17 protein-coding genes and 1 pseudogene are annotated in these 16,068 nt (G+C 53.5%); 9 read left to right on the top strand and 9 right to left on the bottom strand.

Going from position 1 to position 16,068, the window contains the following annotated elements; translation table 11 throughout:
* Nucleotides 1-16: 16 nt before the first annotated feature.
* The 5 genes from uxaC to L463_RS08345 form a co-directional block, all read right to left on the bottom strand.
* On the bottom strand, nucleotides 17-1,423 hold the full coding sequence (uxaC, locus tag L463_RS08325; protein ID WP_023296537.1) for a glucuronate isomerase: 1,407 nt from the start codon (nucleotides 1,421-1,423) through the stop codon (nucleotides 17-19).
* Nucleotides 1,420-2,805, bottom strand: coding sequence for an MFS transporter (locus tag L463_RS08330; RefSeq protein ID WP_032104058.1), 1,386 nt, complete (start codon nucleotides 2,803-2,805; stop codon nucleotides 1,420-1,422). Before L463_RS08330 ends, uxaC begins: the two co-directional genes overlap by 4 nt.
* A 73-nt stretch (nucleotides 2,806-2,878) precedes the next feature.
* A complete protein-coding gene (locus L463_RS08335) occupies nucleotides 2,879-3,898 on the bottom strand; it encodes a Zn-dependent oxidoreductase (protein WP_023296536.1) in 1,020 nt (339 codons plus the stop codon).
* Between the two features lie 14 nt (nucleotides 3,899-3,912).
* On the bottom strand, nucleotides 3,913-5,127 hold the full coding sequence (manD, locus tag L463_RS08340) for a D-mannonate dehydratase ManD (protein WP_017384541.1): 1,215 nt from the start codon (nucleotides 5,125-5,127) through the stop codon (nucleotides 3,913-3,915).
* Between the two features lie 111 nt (nucleotides 5,128-5,238).
* Nucleotides 5,239-5,565, bottom strand: a complete 327-nt coding sequence (locus L463_RS08345; protein WP_003857412.1) for a YnfA family protein — start codon at nucleotides 5,563-5,565, stop codon at nucleotides 5,239-5,241.
* A gap of 150 nt (nucleotides 5,566-5,715) precedes the next feature.
* Here L463_RS08345 and L463_RS08350 point away from each other — a divergent pair, with 150 nt between their 5' ends.
* Both L463_RS08350 and speG read left to right on the top strand, forming a co-directional pair.
* A complete protein-coding gene (locus L463_RS08350) occupies nucleotides 5,716-6,054 on the top strand; it encodes a DUF1283 family protein (protein ID WP_006808856.1) in 339 nt (112 codons plus the stop codon).
* Nucleotides 6,054-6,614, top strand: a complete 561-nt coding sequence (gene speG, locus L463_RS08355) for a spermidine N1-acetyltransferase (protein WP_003857416.1) — start codon at nucleotides 6,054-6,056, stop codon at nucleotides 6,612-6,614. The genes L463_RS08350 and speG overlap by 1 nt, the downstream gene beginning before the upstream one ends.
* A 17-nt stretch (nucleotides 6,615-6,631) precedes the next feature.
* Here speG and L463_RS08360 read toward each other — a convergent pair whose 3' ends face one another.
* Nucleotides 6,632-7,342, bottom strand: coding sequence for a YnfC family lipoprotein (locus L463_RS08360; RefSeq protein WP_017384542.1), 711 nt, complete (start codon nucleotides 7,340-7,342; stop codon nucleotides 6,632-6,634).
* Nucleotides 7,343-7,534: 192 nt separating this feature from the next.
* Here L463_RS08360 and L463_RS08365 point away from each other — a divergent pair, with 192 nt between their 5' ends.
* From L463_RS08365 to L463_RS08390, 7 genes and pseudogenes are all read left to right on the top strand, one after another.
* On the top strand, nucleotides 7,535-8,389 hold the full coding sequence (locus L463_RS08365) for a glycosyltransferase family 17 protein (protein ID WP_023296534.1): 855 nt from the start codon (nucleotides 7,535-7,537) through the stop codon (nucleotides 8,387-8,389).
* 102 nt (nucleotides 8,390-8,491) lie between these two features.
* Nucleotides 8,492-8,797 (top strand): DUF1161 domain-containing protein, encoded by a 306-nt coding sequence (locus L463_RS08370; protein ID WP_003857424.1) that lies wholly within the window; start codon nucleotides 8,492-8,494, stop codon nucleotides 8,795-8,797.
* Between the two features lie 130 nt (nucleotides 8,798-8,927).
* Nucleotides 8,928-11,366: pseudogene (gene ynfE, locus L463_RS0122815) on the top strand (selenate/tellurate reductase subunit YnfE).
* A gap of 10 nt (nucleotides 11,367-11,376) precedes the next feature.
* The gene (locus tag L463_RS08375; protein WP_017384545.1) at nucleotides 11,377-11,994 is read left to right on the top strand and encodes a DMSO/selenate family reductase complex B subunit; all 618 of its coding nucleotides are present in this window, start codon (nucleotides 11,377-11,379) and stop codon (nucleotides 11,992-11,994) included.
* Between the two features lies 1 nt (nucleotide 11,995).
* Entirely contained in the window at nucleotides 11,996-12,850 is an 855-nt protein-coding gene (locus L463_RS08380; RefSeq protein WP_032104933.1) for a dimethyl sulfoxide reductase anchor subunit family protein, read from the top strand.
* Between the two features lie 44 nt (nucleotides 12,851-12,894).
* The gene (gene dmsD / locus L463_RS08385) at nucleotides 12,895-13,509 is read left to right on the top strand and encodes a Tat proofreading chaperone DmsD (protein ID WP_032104932.1); all 615 of its coding nucleotides are present in this window, start codon (nucleotides 12,895-12,897) and stop codon (nucleotides 13,507-13,509) included.
* A 111-nt stretch (nucleotides 13,510-13,620) separates the two neighbouring features.
* Nucleotides 13,621-13,932 (top strand): YebG family protein, encoded by a 312-nt coding sequence (locus L463_RS08390; RefSeq protein ID WP_017384548.1) that lies wholly within the window; start codon nucleotides 13,621-13,623, stop codon nucleotides 13,930-13,932.
* Nucleotides 13,933-14,046: 114 nt separating this feature from the next.
* Here L463_RS08390 and L463_RS08395 read toward each other — a convergent pair whose 3' ends face one another.
* From L463_RS08395 to L463_RS08405, 3 genes are all read right to left on the bottom strand, one after another.
* Nucleotides 14,047-14,361 (bottom strand): hypothetical protein, encoded by a 315-nt coding sequence (locus L463_RS08395; RefSeq protein ID WP_032104930.1) that lies wholly within the window; start codon nucleotides 14,359-14,361, stop codon nucleotides 14,047-14,049.
* Nucleotides 14,362-14,399: 38 nt separating this feature from the next.
* Nucleotides 14,400-15,077: a type A chloramphenicol O-acetyltransferase gene (gene catA, locus L463_RS08400; RefSeq protein ID WP_032104928.1), complete on the bottom strand. Its 678-nt coding sequence runs from the start codon at nucleotides 15,075-15,077 to the stop codon at nucleotides 14,400-14,402.
* Between the two features lie 85 nt (nucleotides 15,078-15,162).
* Nucleotides 15,163-16,047, bottom strand: coding sequence for a LysR family transcriptional regulator (locus tag L463_RS08405; RefSeq protein ID WP_017384550.1), 885 nt, complete (start codon nucleotides 16,045-16,047; stop codon nucleotides 15,163-15,165).
* Between the last annotated feature and the right edge of the window lie 21 nt (nucleotides 16,048-16,068).

Genomic DNA, 16,068 nt, shown 5'->3' with positions numbered 1-16,068 from the left:
ACTCAGTGAGTAGAATTTAGAATCTGAAATAGTTTTCAGCATTATCATGGCAAATATTTTTAACCATCTTCGTTAGGATGGTGTTATTATCCGGAACTTCACCACGCTCCACCCAGCCACCAATGATATTGCACAAAATACGACGGAAATAATCGTGGCGAGTATACGAAACCAGACTACGGGAATCGGTTAACATACCGACAAAATTCATTAATAGCCCCTGATCCGCAAGGCTATGTAGCTGGTTTTCCATTCCGCGTTGAGTGTCGTTAAACCACCATCCGGAGCCAAACTGTATCGGCGATTTAACGCCCAATTCCGCAGTCTGAAAATTAGCGATAGTCGTCGCGACAATATCGTTATAGCTGGCGTTGAGGTTATATAGAATGGTTTTGGGCAAAGCTTCAGCCTGCGCCATTGCATCCAGGAGTTGGTTGAGATTGGCCGCAAGATTCGACTGATCGGTCAGCGAGTCAAAACCAGTATTACTACCCAAAGAACGGTACATGCGGGAATTATTATTGCGAATCGCACCGAAGTGTATCTGCATTGCCCAGTTATGCTGCCTGTAATTATGCGCCAGCATAATAAAAATGGCACTGTCAAGAATCGCATTATTACGGGCGTCCAGATTTTCACCCCGGCGCTTTCGGGCAAACACGGATTCAACCTGACTTTCATCTGCTGACTGAAAATGGATCTCCACGGGTCCGTGATCGGAAATTCGGCACCCGATTTCGTGGAACCAGGCAATACGCTGGCTCATTCCCTTAACAAAATCGCTGAATGTCTGGATTTTAGATCCTGTCGTCTCACCTAATCGATCGATAAAGTCGGCAAACTGTTCCTCGTTTTGCGCAAAAACATCGTCCGGACGAAAGGTCGGTAATACCTTAACGTTGAACGTCGCGTCATCACGCAATAATTGATGGTAGCGTAAATCATCAAGCGGAGCATCTGTCGTACAAATAACTTCTACCCTGGAGCGTTTAATGAGTTCCCTCGGCGTAAAATCAGGCTGCTGCAATAGCAGATTACAGCGCTCCATTATTTCACGCCAGTTATGCCTGCCCAGCGGTTCGTCACAGTTAAAATAGTGGTGAAGTTCTAAATGAGTCCAGTGATAGAGCGGATTTCCATAGCTCGCTTCGACCGTTTCAGCCCATGCCGCAAATTTATCCTCCGCCGGGGCATCGCCCGTAATGTATTTTTCGTCAATACCGTTGGCGCGCATGGCGCGCCATTTATAATGATCGCCAGCCAGCCAGAGTTCGGTAATATTATCGAGATTTTTATTCTCGAAGATATCTTTCGCGTCCAGGTGACAGTGATAATCAATAATTGGCAGCGCTTTCGCGACGTTACGATAAAGTTCAACACCTCTCGCATTGCCAATCATAAAGTTATCGTTAATAAAACTCATGACAGGGCTCCATATTTCCGCTGCTTCACTGCGGTATCGCTCTGGCGCAGGGGTTCAGCTGCATCTTCCACCAGGCTCAAATCGCGGTCGCGCACTTCTGGCATCAGCAAAGCGGAGACCAGCCCAATCAGCGAGTACGCCACCAGCATCGCCACAATCGGCCACCAGGACCCGGTCATATTGCAGAAGATCCCCGCCAGCACCGGACCAAAGCCTACCGCCACGAGACCGCCCGCCTCTTTGGAGATCGCCATGCGGGTAAAGCGGTTTCGCGAACCAAACATCTCCGCCATGGTGATGTTTTCCAGCGCAAACAGCCCGAGCACCGCAAAGTTATGAATAACGATGATAGAGAGCATAATCACGCCCGGCGCGTAACTCTTATCGACGATAATCGACAGCATCGGGTAAGCCAGAATAATGGCTGAAATGTTAAGGATGATATATGGCAGACGGCGCCCCACTTTATCGGACAGCCAGCCCAGCAGCGGGATGGAGACGAAGCCAAGAATCGAGCTGATCATCAGCGCATCGGTTGGGATCGCCTTATCAAATAACAGCGTCTGTACCAAGTACCCGGCAAGGAAGGTCTGGATAAGCCCAGAGTTACCGGCCTGACCAAAGCGCAGCCCCGTCGCCAGCCAGAACGATTTGCTCTTAAACATCGCGCCGACCGAGGTATCCTGCGCAGCAACCGGCGCAACGGCTTCGGCATCGTTTACCTTCTCAAACACCGGGCTCTCTTTAAGGTTCATACGCAGCCAGATGGCGAAGATCATCACCACCACGCTGGCGAGGAACGGCACGCGCCAGCCCCAGGCAATAAGTTCTTCACGATCGAGGGCAAAGAACATCACGGCCCAGATCGCCGTGGCGCTCAGCGTCCCGCAGTTGGTGCCCATGGCCACCAGCGAGGAGATGATGCCGCGTTTACCCTTCGGGGCGTATTCGGCCAGCATGGTGCCTGCGCCGGAGATTTCAGCCCCCGCGCCCAGCCCCTGAATAATACGCAGCGTCACCAGCAGCACCGGTGCGAAAATCCCGATCTGCGCGTAGGTTGGCAGGACGCCGATTAAGGTGGTGCAGATCCCCATCATGGTGATGGTGATAAACAGCACTTTTTTACGGCCAATTCTGTCGCCCATTCTGCCGAAGATAAATGCCCCGACAATACGCGCGATGTAGCCTGCGCCGTAGGTGCCCATCGCCAGGATCAGCGCCATGGCCGCGGACTGCTCAGGGAAGAAAATTTCATGAAACACCAGCGCGGCGCCAAGGGAGTAGAGCTGGAAATCCATAAACTCCAGGGCGGTGCCCAGCCAGCCAGATACGGCGGCTTTCACCAGATCTGACGTACTTCTTTGAGGTTGTGCTTGAGTCATAATGGCTATCTCTGCAAGGTAAGATGCGTACCACTGAGAGCCTGTCTTCGCAGGCTCTTAACCGCGTGAATTATTATTGGTCGAACGTGAGCAAGACTTTGCAGCACTGCCGCTGGTCTTTTTCAAACAGTTCGATGGCGTCTGTAACGTGGTGATAGTCAAATGTATGGGTGACCAGTTTTTCAGGGTCGATCAGCCCTTTTTCCAGCCAGTCAATGACCACCGGGAATTTGTTGGCATTCAGGCGCGAAGAGAAGATCGACAGCTCTTTGCCGGTGATCCCCTGCTGCACAATCTGGCTCGGGTCGCTGGAGAAGCCCATCAGCACGATGCGCGCCGCCGGAGACGCCAGCGTAATCGCTTCCTGTAAAATGGACGGATGACAGGCAGCATCGATGATTAACGTCGGCTTGATGCCTTTTTCATCCAGCGCGGCCTGTAAAGAATGCTCGCCGTTGTTGAAGACCCAGTCTGCGCCGCTGCGTTGCGCCATCTCCAGCCGCTCATCAATGCGATCCACCACGATGACCTGCTTCACCTTGTAAACGCCCTTCAGCGCCTGCACGGTGACCAGCCCCATCGGGCCTGCGCCGTAAATCAGCGCCACATCCTGTTCGGTGGGTTTCGCCTGCCCCGTCACGTTGGCGGCAATGGTGAATGGCTCAACCATCACCGCGTGGTGGTCAGGGATCGCATCCGGAATGCGCCAGGCATTTTTCGCCGGCACCACGGCGTATTCGCTGAAGCCGCCGTCACGGTGGACGCCCAGTACCACCAGCGAAGTACAAACGTTCGGTTTTCCAACGGAACACGGGTAGCAGTGCCCGCAGCTGATCACCGGATCAACCGAAACGCGCTGGCCCAGTCGGGTGCCCTCCACGCCTTCGCCAACCGCGTCTATTTCGCCAAAGAACTCGTGACCGATTACCCGCGGGTATTTCGCAAACGGGTTATGCCCGCGATAGATATGGCTGTCTGAACCGCAAATACCGGCGAGCTTAATTTTGACGCGGACGTCGCCTGCGCCCGGCAACGGGAGAGGACGCTCTTCAATCACCAGCACATCCGGCTGTTGGATCACTACGCTTTTCATCATTCGCTCCTCGTTTACCAGTTCCAGAGGGTGCCGTCTTCCAGACGAGCCACCGGCAGATAAGCCGGATCGTACGGGTATTTCGCCGCCAGCTTCTCATCAAACTCAATGCCCAGCCCTGGCTTGTCGCCCGGGTGCATATAGCCGTTATCGAAGCGCCAGCTGTGCGGGAACACTTCCAGCATCTGCTCCGAATACCCCATATACTCTTGCACGCCAAAGTTCGGTACCCACAGGTCAAAATGCAGCGCCGCGGCGTGGCAAATCGGCGACAGATCCGACGGGCCGTGTGAGCCGGTACGCACCTGATAAAGTGAGGCAAAGTCCGCAATGCGACGCATCCCGGTGATGCCGCCCGCATGGGTTATGGTGGCGCGGATATAGTCAATGAGCTGCTCTTCAATCAGCTGCTTGCAGTCCCAGATGCTGTTGAACACTTCCCCCACCGCAATTGGCGTGACGGTGTGCTGGCGGATCAGGCGGAAACACTCCTGGTTTTCAGCGGGAGTCGGATCTTCCATCCAGAACAGACGGTACTCTTCAATGCTTTTGCCGAATCGCGCCGCTTCGATGGGCGTCAGACGGTGGTGCATGTCGTGAAGGAGATGTTCATTGAAGCCGAACTGACTGCGCACTGCGTCGAACAGTTTCGGCGTGAAGTCGAGGTATTTTTCAGTGGACCATAGCTGCTCTTCCGGCCAGGCGCCCTTGGTCGCTGGCTCATACGCCAGCCCTTTTCCTTTTGCCATGCCGTAGGTGGTTTTCATTCCCGGCACGCCGCACTGCACGCGAATTGCCTTGAAGCCCATCTCTTTATGACGGGCATAATCTTCCAGCACGTCGTCAATGGTGTGCCCGGTGGTGTGACAATAAACCATCACCCCTTCCCGGGAGGCTCCGCCCAGAAGCTGATAGAGCGGCATGTTCGCGGCTTTCGCCTTAATGTCCCACAGCGCCATATCCACGGCAGAAATCGCTGACATGGTGACCGGACCACGACGCCAGTAAGCGCCTTTATAGAAGAACTGCCAGATATCTTCGATGCGGTGCGCATCGCGGCCAATCAACTGAGGGCACAGGTGATCTTTCAGGTAGGAGGCAACGGAAAGTTCACGTCCGTTCAGCGTGGCATCACCCAGGCCGACAATGCCCTCATCGGTGGTGATTTTAAGGGTGACAAAGTTACGCCCCGGGCAGGTGACAAATACTTCAGCCCCGACAATCTTCATAATCCATTTCCTTACATCGCTCGTTGTGATGCAGGAAATTTACGCAACTACACTACTACCATACAAGTATAATGATCGTAAAATCAGCGGGCGATCACACTATAAGGACGCTTATGCGCGTCCCCAACCGGCCACGATGATCAACATGCCGCACAGGGCAATCAGCGCGCCTGCCCAGTCATACAGGCTTAGCCTGACGCCATCGACAACGCGCAGCCACAGCAGCGCGGTACAGACGTACACTCCGCCGTAGGCCGCATATACCCTCCCGCTGGCGGCCGGATGCAGGGTGAGCAGCCAGACAAAAAGGGCCAGGGACACACCCGCCGGGATCAGCAGCAGCGCGGAAGCGCCCCGCTTTAGCCAGAGCCACGGCAAAAAGCATCCGATGATTTCGCACAGCGCGGTCGCGAAAAAAAGCAGCGTCGTTTTGAACATTTTTCTCGTTTCGTGAGGATTGATTTAGACATCATACGCGATAATGTTCACATCGTTCCCATACCTGCCGCGCGGGTATGACACCCTTTCGGATTGGTGTAGAATCAAACGGGGTAATCCGATTGTCTGCACCCGTTTAAAGGAAACGCTATGACTACATTAAGCAAACGCCTTTGTCTGACAGCCGTACTGGCGCTGTCATCGTTCGCCTTCGCCGCAACGGCATCAGCCGAAACCAGCAAACTCATCATTGAGTCTGGTGACAGCGCGCAAAGCCGTCAGAACGCCGCCATGGACAAAGAACAATGGAATGACACCCGCAGCCTGCGTCAGAAAGTGAATAAGCGTGTGGAAAAAGAGTGGGATAAAGAAGACGTCGCGTTTGATGCCCGCGACAAATGCCAGCAAAGTGCCAACGTCAACGCCTATTGGGAGCCTAACACCCTGCGCTGTCTGGATCGTCGCACTGGCCGCACGGTAGCACCGTAATGTCGACGCCGTGTGACGTTAAGCTCCGTCCGCTGGAGCGCGAAGATTTACGCTTTGTTCACCAGCTCGACAACAATGCCAGCGTGATGCGTTACTGGTTTGAAGAGCCTTATGAGGCGTTTGTCGAGCTGTCCGATCTCTACGACAAGCATATCCACGATCAGAGTGAACGCCGGTTTGTGGTGGAGTGCGAAGGTGAGAAAGCCGGGCTGGTTGAACTGGTTGAGATCAACCACGTTCACCGTCGAGCGGAATTTCAGATCATTATTTCACCGGAGCACCAGGGGAAAGGTCTTGCGTCGCGGGCGGCAAAGCTGGCGATGGATTACGGGTTTAACGTCCTGAATCTCTACAAGCTTTACCTTATCGTCGACAAAGAGAACGAAAAAGCGATTCATATCTACCGTAAGCTGGGCTTTATGGTGGAAGGTGAACTGATCCATGAGTTCTTTATTAACGGCGAATACCGTAACACCATCCGCATGTGCATTTTCCAGCATCAGCATCTGGCCGGGCATAAGTCCTCCTCCGCCAGCCTGCTTAAACCCACCGCGCAGTAACCTGCGCGGTTTTATTCTCAATAATATTCAATGCTGTTTTTGATGGTGTACTTGTGCTCAACGGCAGGTTTGACGCTGTCATCGGTGATCACCAGCTCACAGCTCACCGGGTTATTGTGGCGATCGTAATCACAGCTCTGCTTTACATTGCCCATCGGTTTATCGTTCAACAGGCTTACCGCCGTATAATCCATGCGCTTGCGCAGATCTTTCGACGGCACCGACTTGACCGATAAACGCTTGTCGCCGGAAACTGTAGTTTTACCCAGCGGGTAGCCGTCGGCGTCATACTGGTACTTCACTTCCATCTCTTTGCTGTGCGCGGCAACCACAAACCCGTTATCGTCGGTGTCCCACGTCAGGCCGGCAGACGGCAGTTCCGCCAGCTGACATTTTCCCTGCAACTTTACCTTCTGCTGCTGGGTTTCCGCATCGACGTAGTAGTTAGCATCCAGCACCAGCGCAACGCCCGTATTAGCGTCGAGATCGTGCAGTTCAAGCGTATCGAAACACCCTTCCGTTGACATCGTGCCGGTCACACGTTTAGAGACTTCACCCTTATCGTTGAACAGCGTCTGGGTAAAATCCTTCACCGGCCCGCGCAGAGGATCAAAGTCAAACTCGTTCGAAAAACTCGCCATCTCCGGCGTAAATGACAGCGGCGCGGTGTTGTTGTCGCATCCCACCAGTACCGTTGCCAGTAGCGTTATCGCTGCGTATTTGTTCACATCATTTACCGTTCAAAGAGAGATACAATCATATTAGCAAATACAGCAACTTACATAACAGCACTTCATTTGACTCTTTGCGCTGTATAAATCCGTCGTTTGCATTGACGAGACCTGCCAAAGTGGCTACTTTGGGCGCGGAAGATTCCACACTATTATAAAATTAGATTCTTAAATTTTCGGGTTAACATCATGATTTACGACTGTTTTTTATACTATGACGAAGATATGTTGCTCGACATCAGATTACATACTCTCGCTGATGTCGTTGACCGTTTTGTCATTGTAGAAGCAACACACTCTTTTACGGGCATACCGAGAGAATTGCATTTCGATATTACAAAGTTTGCCAAATTCAAAGACAAAATCATTTACGTGCCTTTTGACGCGCAGCCTATTTTAAACCGTGCGGATAATAACCAGGTTGATGCCTGGGCAAATGAAGCAGCGCTTCGCAACTCCATTATGAACGGGTTAAAAGACGCGGCAGACGACGATCTGATTCTGGTGTCAGACGTTGACGAAATCTTCTCTCCCGACACGGTCAGGGCCATTAATCCGCGCGCGCTCTGCACGACTATTCATCAAAACGTGTTCAACTATCAGTTTAATCTCCAGGTTCACAACACGGATGGTACGCCGAGAAAATGTACCTTGCCCCGCGCAACGTCCTATTACAACCTTAAGCATTTCTTCCACGGTGAACCTGAATCTTTCCGAAACTGGAAGCGTGCGCGCAAAGATAAAAACTGGTCATGGTTTAAATGGAACTGGCTAAAAATCAATAATAAGGTTGTGAAAGATGGCGGCTGGCATTTCTCCTGGGTAATGACCCCAGAAAGAATTTCCGAAAAAATGTCTACCATTTCTCATACCGAATACGATCTGCCGGAATTCAATAACCCGGAACATATTATGAAGGTTATCACTAACGCCGAAGATATCTGGGGACGAGACCGAAAACTGGTCAGGCAAGAGGTATCAAAACGCACCCTGCCGTCTTATCTGGTAGACAATCAGCACCATTATTCGCAATTTATTTTATGACGCAGGCAGGGCTCCAGGACAATTCAGAAAGACAGACCCAAAAACAAAAGCTTACCCTAACCCTGCTATGCTTATAGTCCACACAGTGAAAAGGAGCTACAGATGAAACGGTTACCCTGGATTACCGCCCTGCTGTTAATGAGTGCTTCACCCGCTCTTCTTGCGGCCCCGGATTCCTGCGAGCGCGTGAAAAGCGACATTCAGCAGAAGATTATCAACAACGGCGTGCCGGAGTCTGGCTTTACCCTGAACATCGTCCCGAACGATCAGGCCGATCAGCCGGATGCGCAGGTCGTTGGGCATTGTGCCAACGATACTTTCAAAATTTTGTACACCCGCACCAGTAGCGGCAACTACCCGGTGAGCGGCGCAGGTACGCAGGAGAATGCGCCCGCTGAGCCGCAATGATTTTCCCATTCAATTCCCCTGATTTGACGAGGATTAATATTTAATACCTCTAAATAAGTAACACTCCCCCCATCATTAGCCCGGTTGTAGTCACGGGTGAAAATAATTATTAACAATGATGGGGTGAGTTATGTCCGAAGTTGAACATCACGGCGGTATAAGCCGTCGAACTCTGGTTAAATCTACTGCCATAGGATCTCTGGCGCTTGCCGCCGGTGGGATCGCATTACCTTTTGGTCTGAAAAGCGCCGCCGCCGCTGTGCAGACCGCTATTCAGCCCGCAGAAGACAAAGTCGTCTGGGGCGCCTGCTCGGTGAACTGCGGTAGCCGCTGCGCCCTGCGGATGCACGTTCGCGATGACGAAGTCTACTGGGTTGAAACGGATAATACCGGCGAGGATATTTACGGCAACCATCAGGTTCGCGCCTGCCTGCGAGGCCGTTCAATTCGCCGTCGCATTAATCACCCAGACCGTCTGAACTATCCGATGAAACGCGTGGGCAAACGCGGAGAAGGCAAGTTTGAGCGTATCACCTGGGAAGAAGCGCTGGACACCATCGCCGCGAGCCTGAAAAGCGTGGTCGAAAAATACGGCAACGAAGCGGTCTACATTAACTACTCCTCCGGAATTGTAGGCGGCAACATCACCCGCTCCTCCCCTTATGCCTCGCTGGTCGCGCGCCTGATGAACTGCTACGGCGGCTTCCTCAGCCACTAAGGCACCTACAGCACCGCGCAGATCGCCTGCGCAATGCCCTACACCTACGGCAGCAACGACGGCAACAGCACATCGGATATCGAAAACACCAAACTGGTCGTGATGTTCGGCAATAATCCGGCGGAAACGCGCATGAGCGGCGGCGGGATCACTTACTACCTTGAGCAGGCGCGCGAACGGTCAAACGCGCGGATGATCGTTATCGATCCGCGTTATACCGACACTGCCGCAGGGCGTGAAGACGAGTGGGTCCCGATTCGTCCGGGCACCGATGCCGCGCTGGTGGCAGGTATTGCGTGGGTGCTGATTAATGAAAATCTGGTCGATCAACCTTTCCTCGATAAATACTGCGTGGGTTATGACGAAAAAACCCTGCCGGAAGGCGCACCGGCTAATGGTCATTACAAAGCCTATATTCTCGGCCAGGGTGATGACAAAACCGCGAAAACCCCTGAGTGGGCGTCTCGCATAACGGGCATCTCTGCCGATCGCATCATTAAGCTGGCCCGTGAAATCGGTTCGGCGAAACCGGCCTACATTTGCCAGGGCTGGGGCCCACAGCGTCAGGCTAACGGGGAGCAAACGTCCCGCGCCATCGCCATGCTGCCGATCCTGACCGGCAACGTCGGCATTAACGGCGGCAACAGCGGCGCGCGCGAATCGACCTACACCATCACCATCGAACGCATGCCGCTGCCGGAAAATCCGGTGAAAACGCAAATCTCCTGCTTCAGCTGGACGGATGCCATTGCCCGTGGACCGGAGATGACCGCCCTGCGCGACGGCGTACGCGGCAAAGATAAGCTCGATGTGCCGATCAAGTTCATCTGGAACTATGCGGGTAATACCATCATCAACCAGCATTCCGATATCAACAAAACTCACGACATTTTGCAGGATGAGAGCAAGTGCGAAACGATCGTCGTCATCGATAACTTCATGACCTCGTCCGCGAAGTATGCCGATATTGTTCTGCCGGATCTGATGACCGTCGAGCAGGAAGATATCATCCCCAACGATTACGCCGGAAACATGGGATACCTGATTTTCCTCCAGCCGGTTACCGCCCCGAAGTTCGAGCGCAAGCCCATCTACTGGATCATGAGTGAAGTGGCGAAACGCCTCGGACCGGATATCCATCAGAAATTCACCGAAGGCCGTACGCAGGAGCAGTGGCTGCGCTACCTGTACGCCAAAATGGTCGCCAAAGATCCGCTGCTGCCGTCCTACGACGCGCTGAAAAAAATGGGTATTTATAAGCGCAAAGATCCTAACGGACATTTTGTGGCCTATAAAAAATTCCGTGACGATCCGGATGCCAATCCGCTGAAAACCCCGTCGGGCAAAATCGAGATCTACTCCAGCAAGCTGGCGGATATTGCGGCAACCTGGGAACTGCAAAAAGACGAAACCATCACCCCGCTGCCGGTCTATACCTCAACCTTTGAAGGCTGGGACGCGCCCGAGCGCAGCAAGTTCCCGCTGCAACTGTTCGGTTTCCACTTTAAAGCCCGTACCCACTCCAGCTACGGCAACGTGGATGTGCTCCAGGCCGCCTGTCGCCAGGAGGTGTGGCTTAACCTTGTGGATGCGGAGCAACGTGGAATCAAAAACGGGGATATGGTGCGCGTCTTCAACGACCGCGGCGAAGTGCGTATTGCCGCGAAAGTCACCCCGCGCATCATGCCCGGCGTAAGCGCGATGGGCCAGGGCGCCTGGCATGACGCCAACATGAATGGCGATCGTGTCGATCACGGCTCCTGCATCAATACCCTGACCACGCACCGCCCGTCACCGCTGGCGAAGGGCAACCCGCAGCACACGAACCTGGTGCAGATCGAGAAGGCATAAGGATTAACCGATGACTACCCAGTATGGATTTTTTATTGATTCCAGCCGCTGCACCGGGTGTAAAACCTGCGAGCTGGCCTGCAAGGATTACAAAGACCTGACCCCGGACGTCAGCTTCCGGCGTATTTATGAATATGCAGGCGGCGACTGGCAGGAGGACAACGGCGTCTGGCATCAGAATGTCTTCGCCTATTACCTGTCGATTGCCTGCAACCACTGCGAAGATCCGGCCTGCACCAAGGTCTGCCCGAGCGGGGCAATGCACAAGCGCGACGACGGTTTTGTGGTGGTGGACGAGGATGTCTGCATCGGCTGTCGCTACTGCCACATGGCCTGCCCGTACGGCGCGCCGCAGTACAATGCCGCCAAAGGCCACATGACCAAGTGCGACGGCTGCCACAGCCGCGTGGCGGACGGTAAAAAGCCCATCTGCGTCGAATCCTGCCCGCTGCGCGCGCTGGACTTTGGCCCGATTGAGGAGCTGCGCAAAAAACACGGTCAGCTTGCTGCCGTCGCGCCGCTGCCGTCTGCGCACTTCACAAAGCCGAGTATTGTGATTAAACCTAACGCCAACAGCCGTCCGACGGGTGACACCACTGGCTACCTGGCAAACCCGAAGGAGGTGTGAGATGGGAAGTGGATGGCATGAATGGCCGCTGGTGATCTTCACCGTTTTCGGGCAGTGCGTGGCCGGCGCGTTAATCGTGATGGGCTTCGTCTGGCTTAAGGAAAATGATGACAAGGCCAGAATGCGTATCGTGCGCAGCCTGTTTTGTCTCTGGCTGGTAATGGGTATTGGGTTTATGGCCTCGGTACTGCATCTTGGCTCCCCGCTGCGTGCCTTCAACTCGCTTAACCGCGTGGGCGCGTCAGCGCTGAGTAATGAGATCGCGGCGGGTTCGATCTTCTTTGCCGTGGGCGGTTTCTGGTGGCTGGTGTCGGTTATCGGTAAAATGCCCCCAGCTTTGGGCAAAATCTGGCTGGTTGTCAGCCAGATCCTGGGCATCGTTTTTGTCTGGGCGATGACCCGGGTCTATCAGATTGAGACTGTCCCGACCTGGTATACGGGTTACACCACGCTGAGCTTCTTCCTGACGATGGTTCTGGCTGGTCCTCTGCTGGCCGCGCTGCTGCTGCGCGTTGCAAACGTGACATTCAAAAGTACTCTTGCTGCGTCAGTCAGCGCACTGGCACTTATCGTCTGCGTGGCGGTCGTCGTGTTGCAAAGCAATACGCTGGGGACAATACAGAGTTCCATCCAGCAGGCTAACGCCCTGCTTCCGGATTATGGTTCGCTTCAGGTATGGCGCATCGCGTTGCTGGCGGCGGGTTTAGGCTGCTGGATCTGCCCGCTGATTCGTCGTCAGGAGCCAAAAACGCTCGGCCTGTTTGCAGGTGTCGTGCTGGTGGCGCTGGGTGAACTGATTGGCCGTGGGCTATTTTATGGTCTGCATATGACCGCAGGGTTAGCAATTGCAGGTTAACACAGGTGCGCGGGGCTACCCGCGCGCAAGTAAGGAAAGTTGTAATGAATGACGTCTCACACCGCGAATCGTTCGCGTTCAGCGCCCGGGTACTGGGCGCGCTGTTTTATTTCGCTCCAGACAGCGAGCAGACCGCGCCTCTGGTGAGTGCCCTGACCGCAGGTGACTGGGTTCAGGACTGGCCGCTGGCGGAGGGAAATCTGCTGCCTGTCGCCAGTATGTTTAAGACCCCATCGGATGAAGCGTTGAAAGACGCCTGGCAGCGTCTGTTTATTGGCCCGTATGCCCTGCCCGCCCCCCCGTGGGGCTCGGTCTGGCTTGATCGCGAGTCCGTGCTGTTTGGCGATTCGACCCTCGCGTTGCGTCAGTGGATGCGTGAAAACCATATCGCCTTTGAGATGCAGCAGAATGAGCCTGAAGATCATTTCGGAACGTTGCTGATGCTGGCGGCATGGCTTGCCGAGAACGGTCGCGAAACAGAACGCGACCAGCTTCTTGCCTGGCATCTGCTGCCATGGAGCATGCGTTTCCTGAGCGTATTCGTTGAAAACGCGGCCCATCCGTTCTACACCGCGCTGGGTAAACTTGCCCAGCTGACGCTGGCGGAATGGCAGTCCACTTTGCTGATCCCGATTGCCGAAAAAACGCTGTACCGATAACAGCACCTGGCTTGTCCACCCGTTGTGCAGGCCAGGCTCGCACATTTTTGCTGCAACACAACGTCACAACTGCTATACTGTATATAATTACAGTATACGGGGGGGTGCACAATGGCTGTTGAAACAAAATTTGTTGTCGTAAGAAAAGGTGAAGAAAAAATGACATTTGCCAGTAAGAAAGAGGCTGACGCTCACGACAAGCTGCTCGATATGGCAGAAGCGTTTACCGACTGGCTGTTGCAAAGCGGAATGCAGATGGATGAAACGCAGGCGGAGAACCTAGGTCTTTATCTCGCCGAGCAGAAAGAGTCCGTGCAGCATATCCTGCGTACCAGCAAGCTTCCCGAGCTCAATGCTGAAACGGATAAAACAGCATCAGATGCGGACAGCAGCAAAAAAATCCGGGCCGTCAAAGCCGCCTGATCGTCAGAACGTCTCATCACCTGTCCTGCCGCCGCGGGCCGGAAACGGCTCGCGGCTTTATTAAGGTCGGCTGAACCTTATATTCATCAACCGTAACCCTGAAAATACGTCCTGTTATCTTGATTTGTCCGCCTCAACGTTTACGCTGATATTCAGCCTTTTTGCTTCCATGGTTATCATTGTTTTGGCCAGGTCCTTATCGCCCCCGTGCACTTTATCTATCAGATCCTGTACAAGGGTCATCATCAGGAAATTTTTATTCGCAGGATAGAAATCTGTCATAGTGATCCCGTTATCCTTCAGGCGCTGATGCGCCACCGTCTCTGTATCTGCGATTATTTCAGCCACTCTCTCATGCATCTTCTCGATCTGCTCGAAAACAATGCGGTTAATCATTTCAATCTGTTCTGGCGTAAAATTCGGTTCCATTATATCCCCTCGTCAGGCGTATGTTAAAAACACGTGAATCACACGTTGAGCGCCTCTGAATGGTGCGGTAAATTATCACACAACTCTTGTAACTCGTTGATCAGCCTGGCCACATGGAAACCGTCACAGACAGAATGATGGACCTGAACGGCGAAAGGCAACAAGACCTTTCCATCCTGGTTATAGTATTTTCCAAACGTGAACATGGGCGCAAAAAAATTCCGCATGTTAGCGACGTTGACGTTAAAACTGCTAAAACTGACCCACGGAATATCCGATATGAAGAATATATTCTCCCGGGACTCTTCTTTAGGCCAGTAAGCAAGGATATTGCCATAGCGGGCAACATCTTCTGCATAAACGCGCTGAAAATGGTGAATATTTCCATCGTAATGACTCCATAACGATGAAAATGTCTCCGTTTCTTTATGGAAAAGGGTATAGCTTGGATGAACCTCATTCCATATTACAAGCTCATCATCCTTCATGGCCATACGGAATTCCGGATGCCGGTTTACGACGTGAGAAATAAGGGAAATAATCGCAGGATAAAATTTCCAGCCAACCTCTTTGATATGCTTTAGCAGCACGGTAATGTCCAGCTGAACCGTTTGGTTAAATGTAGATTGAGCAAAGCCCTGAAATACTTCAAAGTGTTCCTTTCTTGCCCAACGTGATAAGTCAACTACCGTATATTCTGGCGTTATTTTTGTCATTTCATAGCCTTAGTTGAGCTGCGCTATATAAAATAGTAGCGTATCACAAACATATGGGCTGTATAGACCGTAGCGTAGAGGCACCCTAAATTTTCAGCGTATCAATCACCGCTCTCAGCGCCGGGGACACGTTGCGGTGTGGATAATAGAGGTACAGTCCGTCCATCCGCAGGCTGTAGCGCTGTAAGACGCGTATAAGCGTGCCACGCTCCAGATCGTCAGCCACCAGCTCAACCGGGACATAGGCCAGCCCGAGTCCCAGCCGGGCCGCTTCGGCCTCCATGTAGCTGTCGGAAAAGGCCCATTGCCCCTCCGGGCGGTGAGTAACATGCTTCCCGTCCTGAACAAGCTCCCATTGATAGTGGTTACCGTCGGCAAACTGGTAGGCAATGCAGGGATGAGCATCCAGATCGGCGGGCGTCTGCGGGAAACCATAGCGCCGAAAATGCGCCGGAGCGGCAACCACAGCCATCTCCATATCGGGCGTGATGCGCACGGCAATCATTCCTTGTCCCACCTCCGGCCCAAGCCGGACGCCCGCGTCGAATCGCTCGGCAATGATATCCACGAACCGGCTCTCATTCATCAATTCCAGACGGATATCCGGGTAACGCTGTTTGAAGATAGCGAGCTTTGGCAGCAGGCATTTTTCGATGGCGTGCTGGCTGGCATTAATACGCACCGTGCCGGATGGCGTCTGGCGGTAATGCGCCAGTCTGGTCAGCCCGGTATCGAGCGCATCAAAGGCTGAACCAGCGGTCTGGTAAAGTTGCTCCCCGGCGTGGGTCAGCGACAGTTTGCGCGTTGTACGCACCAGAAGCCGAACGCCCAGCCGCTCTTCCAGCTCGCGAACCGATCGACTGATCCCGGATTGTGCCAGCCCGAGCCGTTGCGCGGCTGCCGTGAAGCTTCCCTCCCGCACCACCTGGATAAACAGATACAGCTCATTGTAGTTTTCCCGCTTCGCCATCATGCCTCATCAATTCATAAC

This window comes from Enterobacter sp. BIDMC 27, assembly GCF_000534415.1.
Classification (GTDB): domain Bacteria; phylum Pseudomonadota; class Gammaproteobacteria; order Enterobacterales; family Enterobacteriaceae; genus Enterobacter; species Enterobacter hormaechei_C.
This window is presented reverse-complemented; position numbering and strand designations above follow the sequence as displayed.

Coding starts and splice junctions, on each gene's coding strand:
- uxaC (WP_023296537.1), bottom strand. CDS start 1,423: ATGAGTTTTATTAACGATAACTTTATGATTGGCAATGCGAGAGGTGTT.
- L463_RS08330 (WP_032104058.1), bottom strand. CDS start 2,805: ATGACTCAAGCACAACCTCAAAGAAGTACGTCAGATCTGGTGAAAGCC.
- L463_RS08335 (WP_023296536.1), bottom strand. CDS start 3,898: ATGAAAAGCGTAGTGATCCAACAGCCGGATGTGCTGGTGATTGAAGAG.
- manD (WP_017384541.1), bottom strand. CDS start 5,127: ATGAAGATTGTCGGGGCTGAAGTATTTGTCACCTGCCCGGGGCGTAAC.
- L463_RS08345 (WP_003857412.1), bottom strand. CDS start 5,565: ATGTTCAAAACGACGCTGCTTTTTTTCGCGACCGCGCTGTGCGAAATC.
- L463_RS08350 (WP_006808856.1), top strand. CDS start 5,716: ATGACTACATTAAGCAAACGCCTTTGTCTGACAGCCGTACTGGCGCTG.
- speG (WP_003857416.1), top strand. CDS start 6,054: ATGTCGACGCCGTGTGACGTTAAGCTCCGTCCGCTGGAGCGCGAAGAT.
- L463_RS08365 (WP_023296534.1), top strand. CDS start 7,535: ATGATTTACGACTGTTTTTTATACTATGACGAAGATATGTTGCTCGAC.
- L463_RS08370 (WP_003857424.1), top strand. CDS start 8,492: ATGAAACGGTTACCCTGGATTACCGCCCTGCTGTTAATGAGTGCTTCA.
- L463_RS08375 (WP_017384545.1), top strand. CDS start 11,377: ATGACTACCCAGTATGGATTTTTTATTGATTCCAGCCGCTGCACCGGG.
- L463_RS08380 (WP_032104933.1), top strand. CDS start 11,996: ATGGGAAGTGGATGGCATGAATGGCCGCTGGTGATCTTCACCGTTTTC.
- dmsD (WP_032104932.1), top strand. CDS start 12,895: ATGAATGACGTCTCACACCGCGAATCGTTCGCGTTCAGCGCCCGGGTA.
- L463_RS08390 (WP_017384548.1), top strand. CDS start 13,621: ATGGCTGTTGAAACAAAATTTGTTGTCGTAAGAAAAGGTGAAGAAAAA.
- L463_RS08395 (WP_032104930.1), bottom strand. CDS start 14,361: ATGGAACCGAATTTTACGCCAGAACAGATTGAAATGATTAACCGCATT.
- catA (WP_032104928.1), bottom strand. CDS start 15,077: ATGACAAAAATAACGCCAGAATATACGGTAGTTGACTTATCACGTTGG.
- L463_RS08405 (WP_017384550.1), bottom strand. CDS start 16,047: ATGGCGAAGCGGGAAAACTACAATGAGCTGTATCTGTTTATCCAGGTG.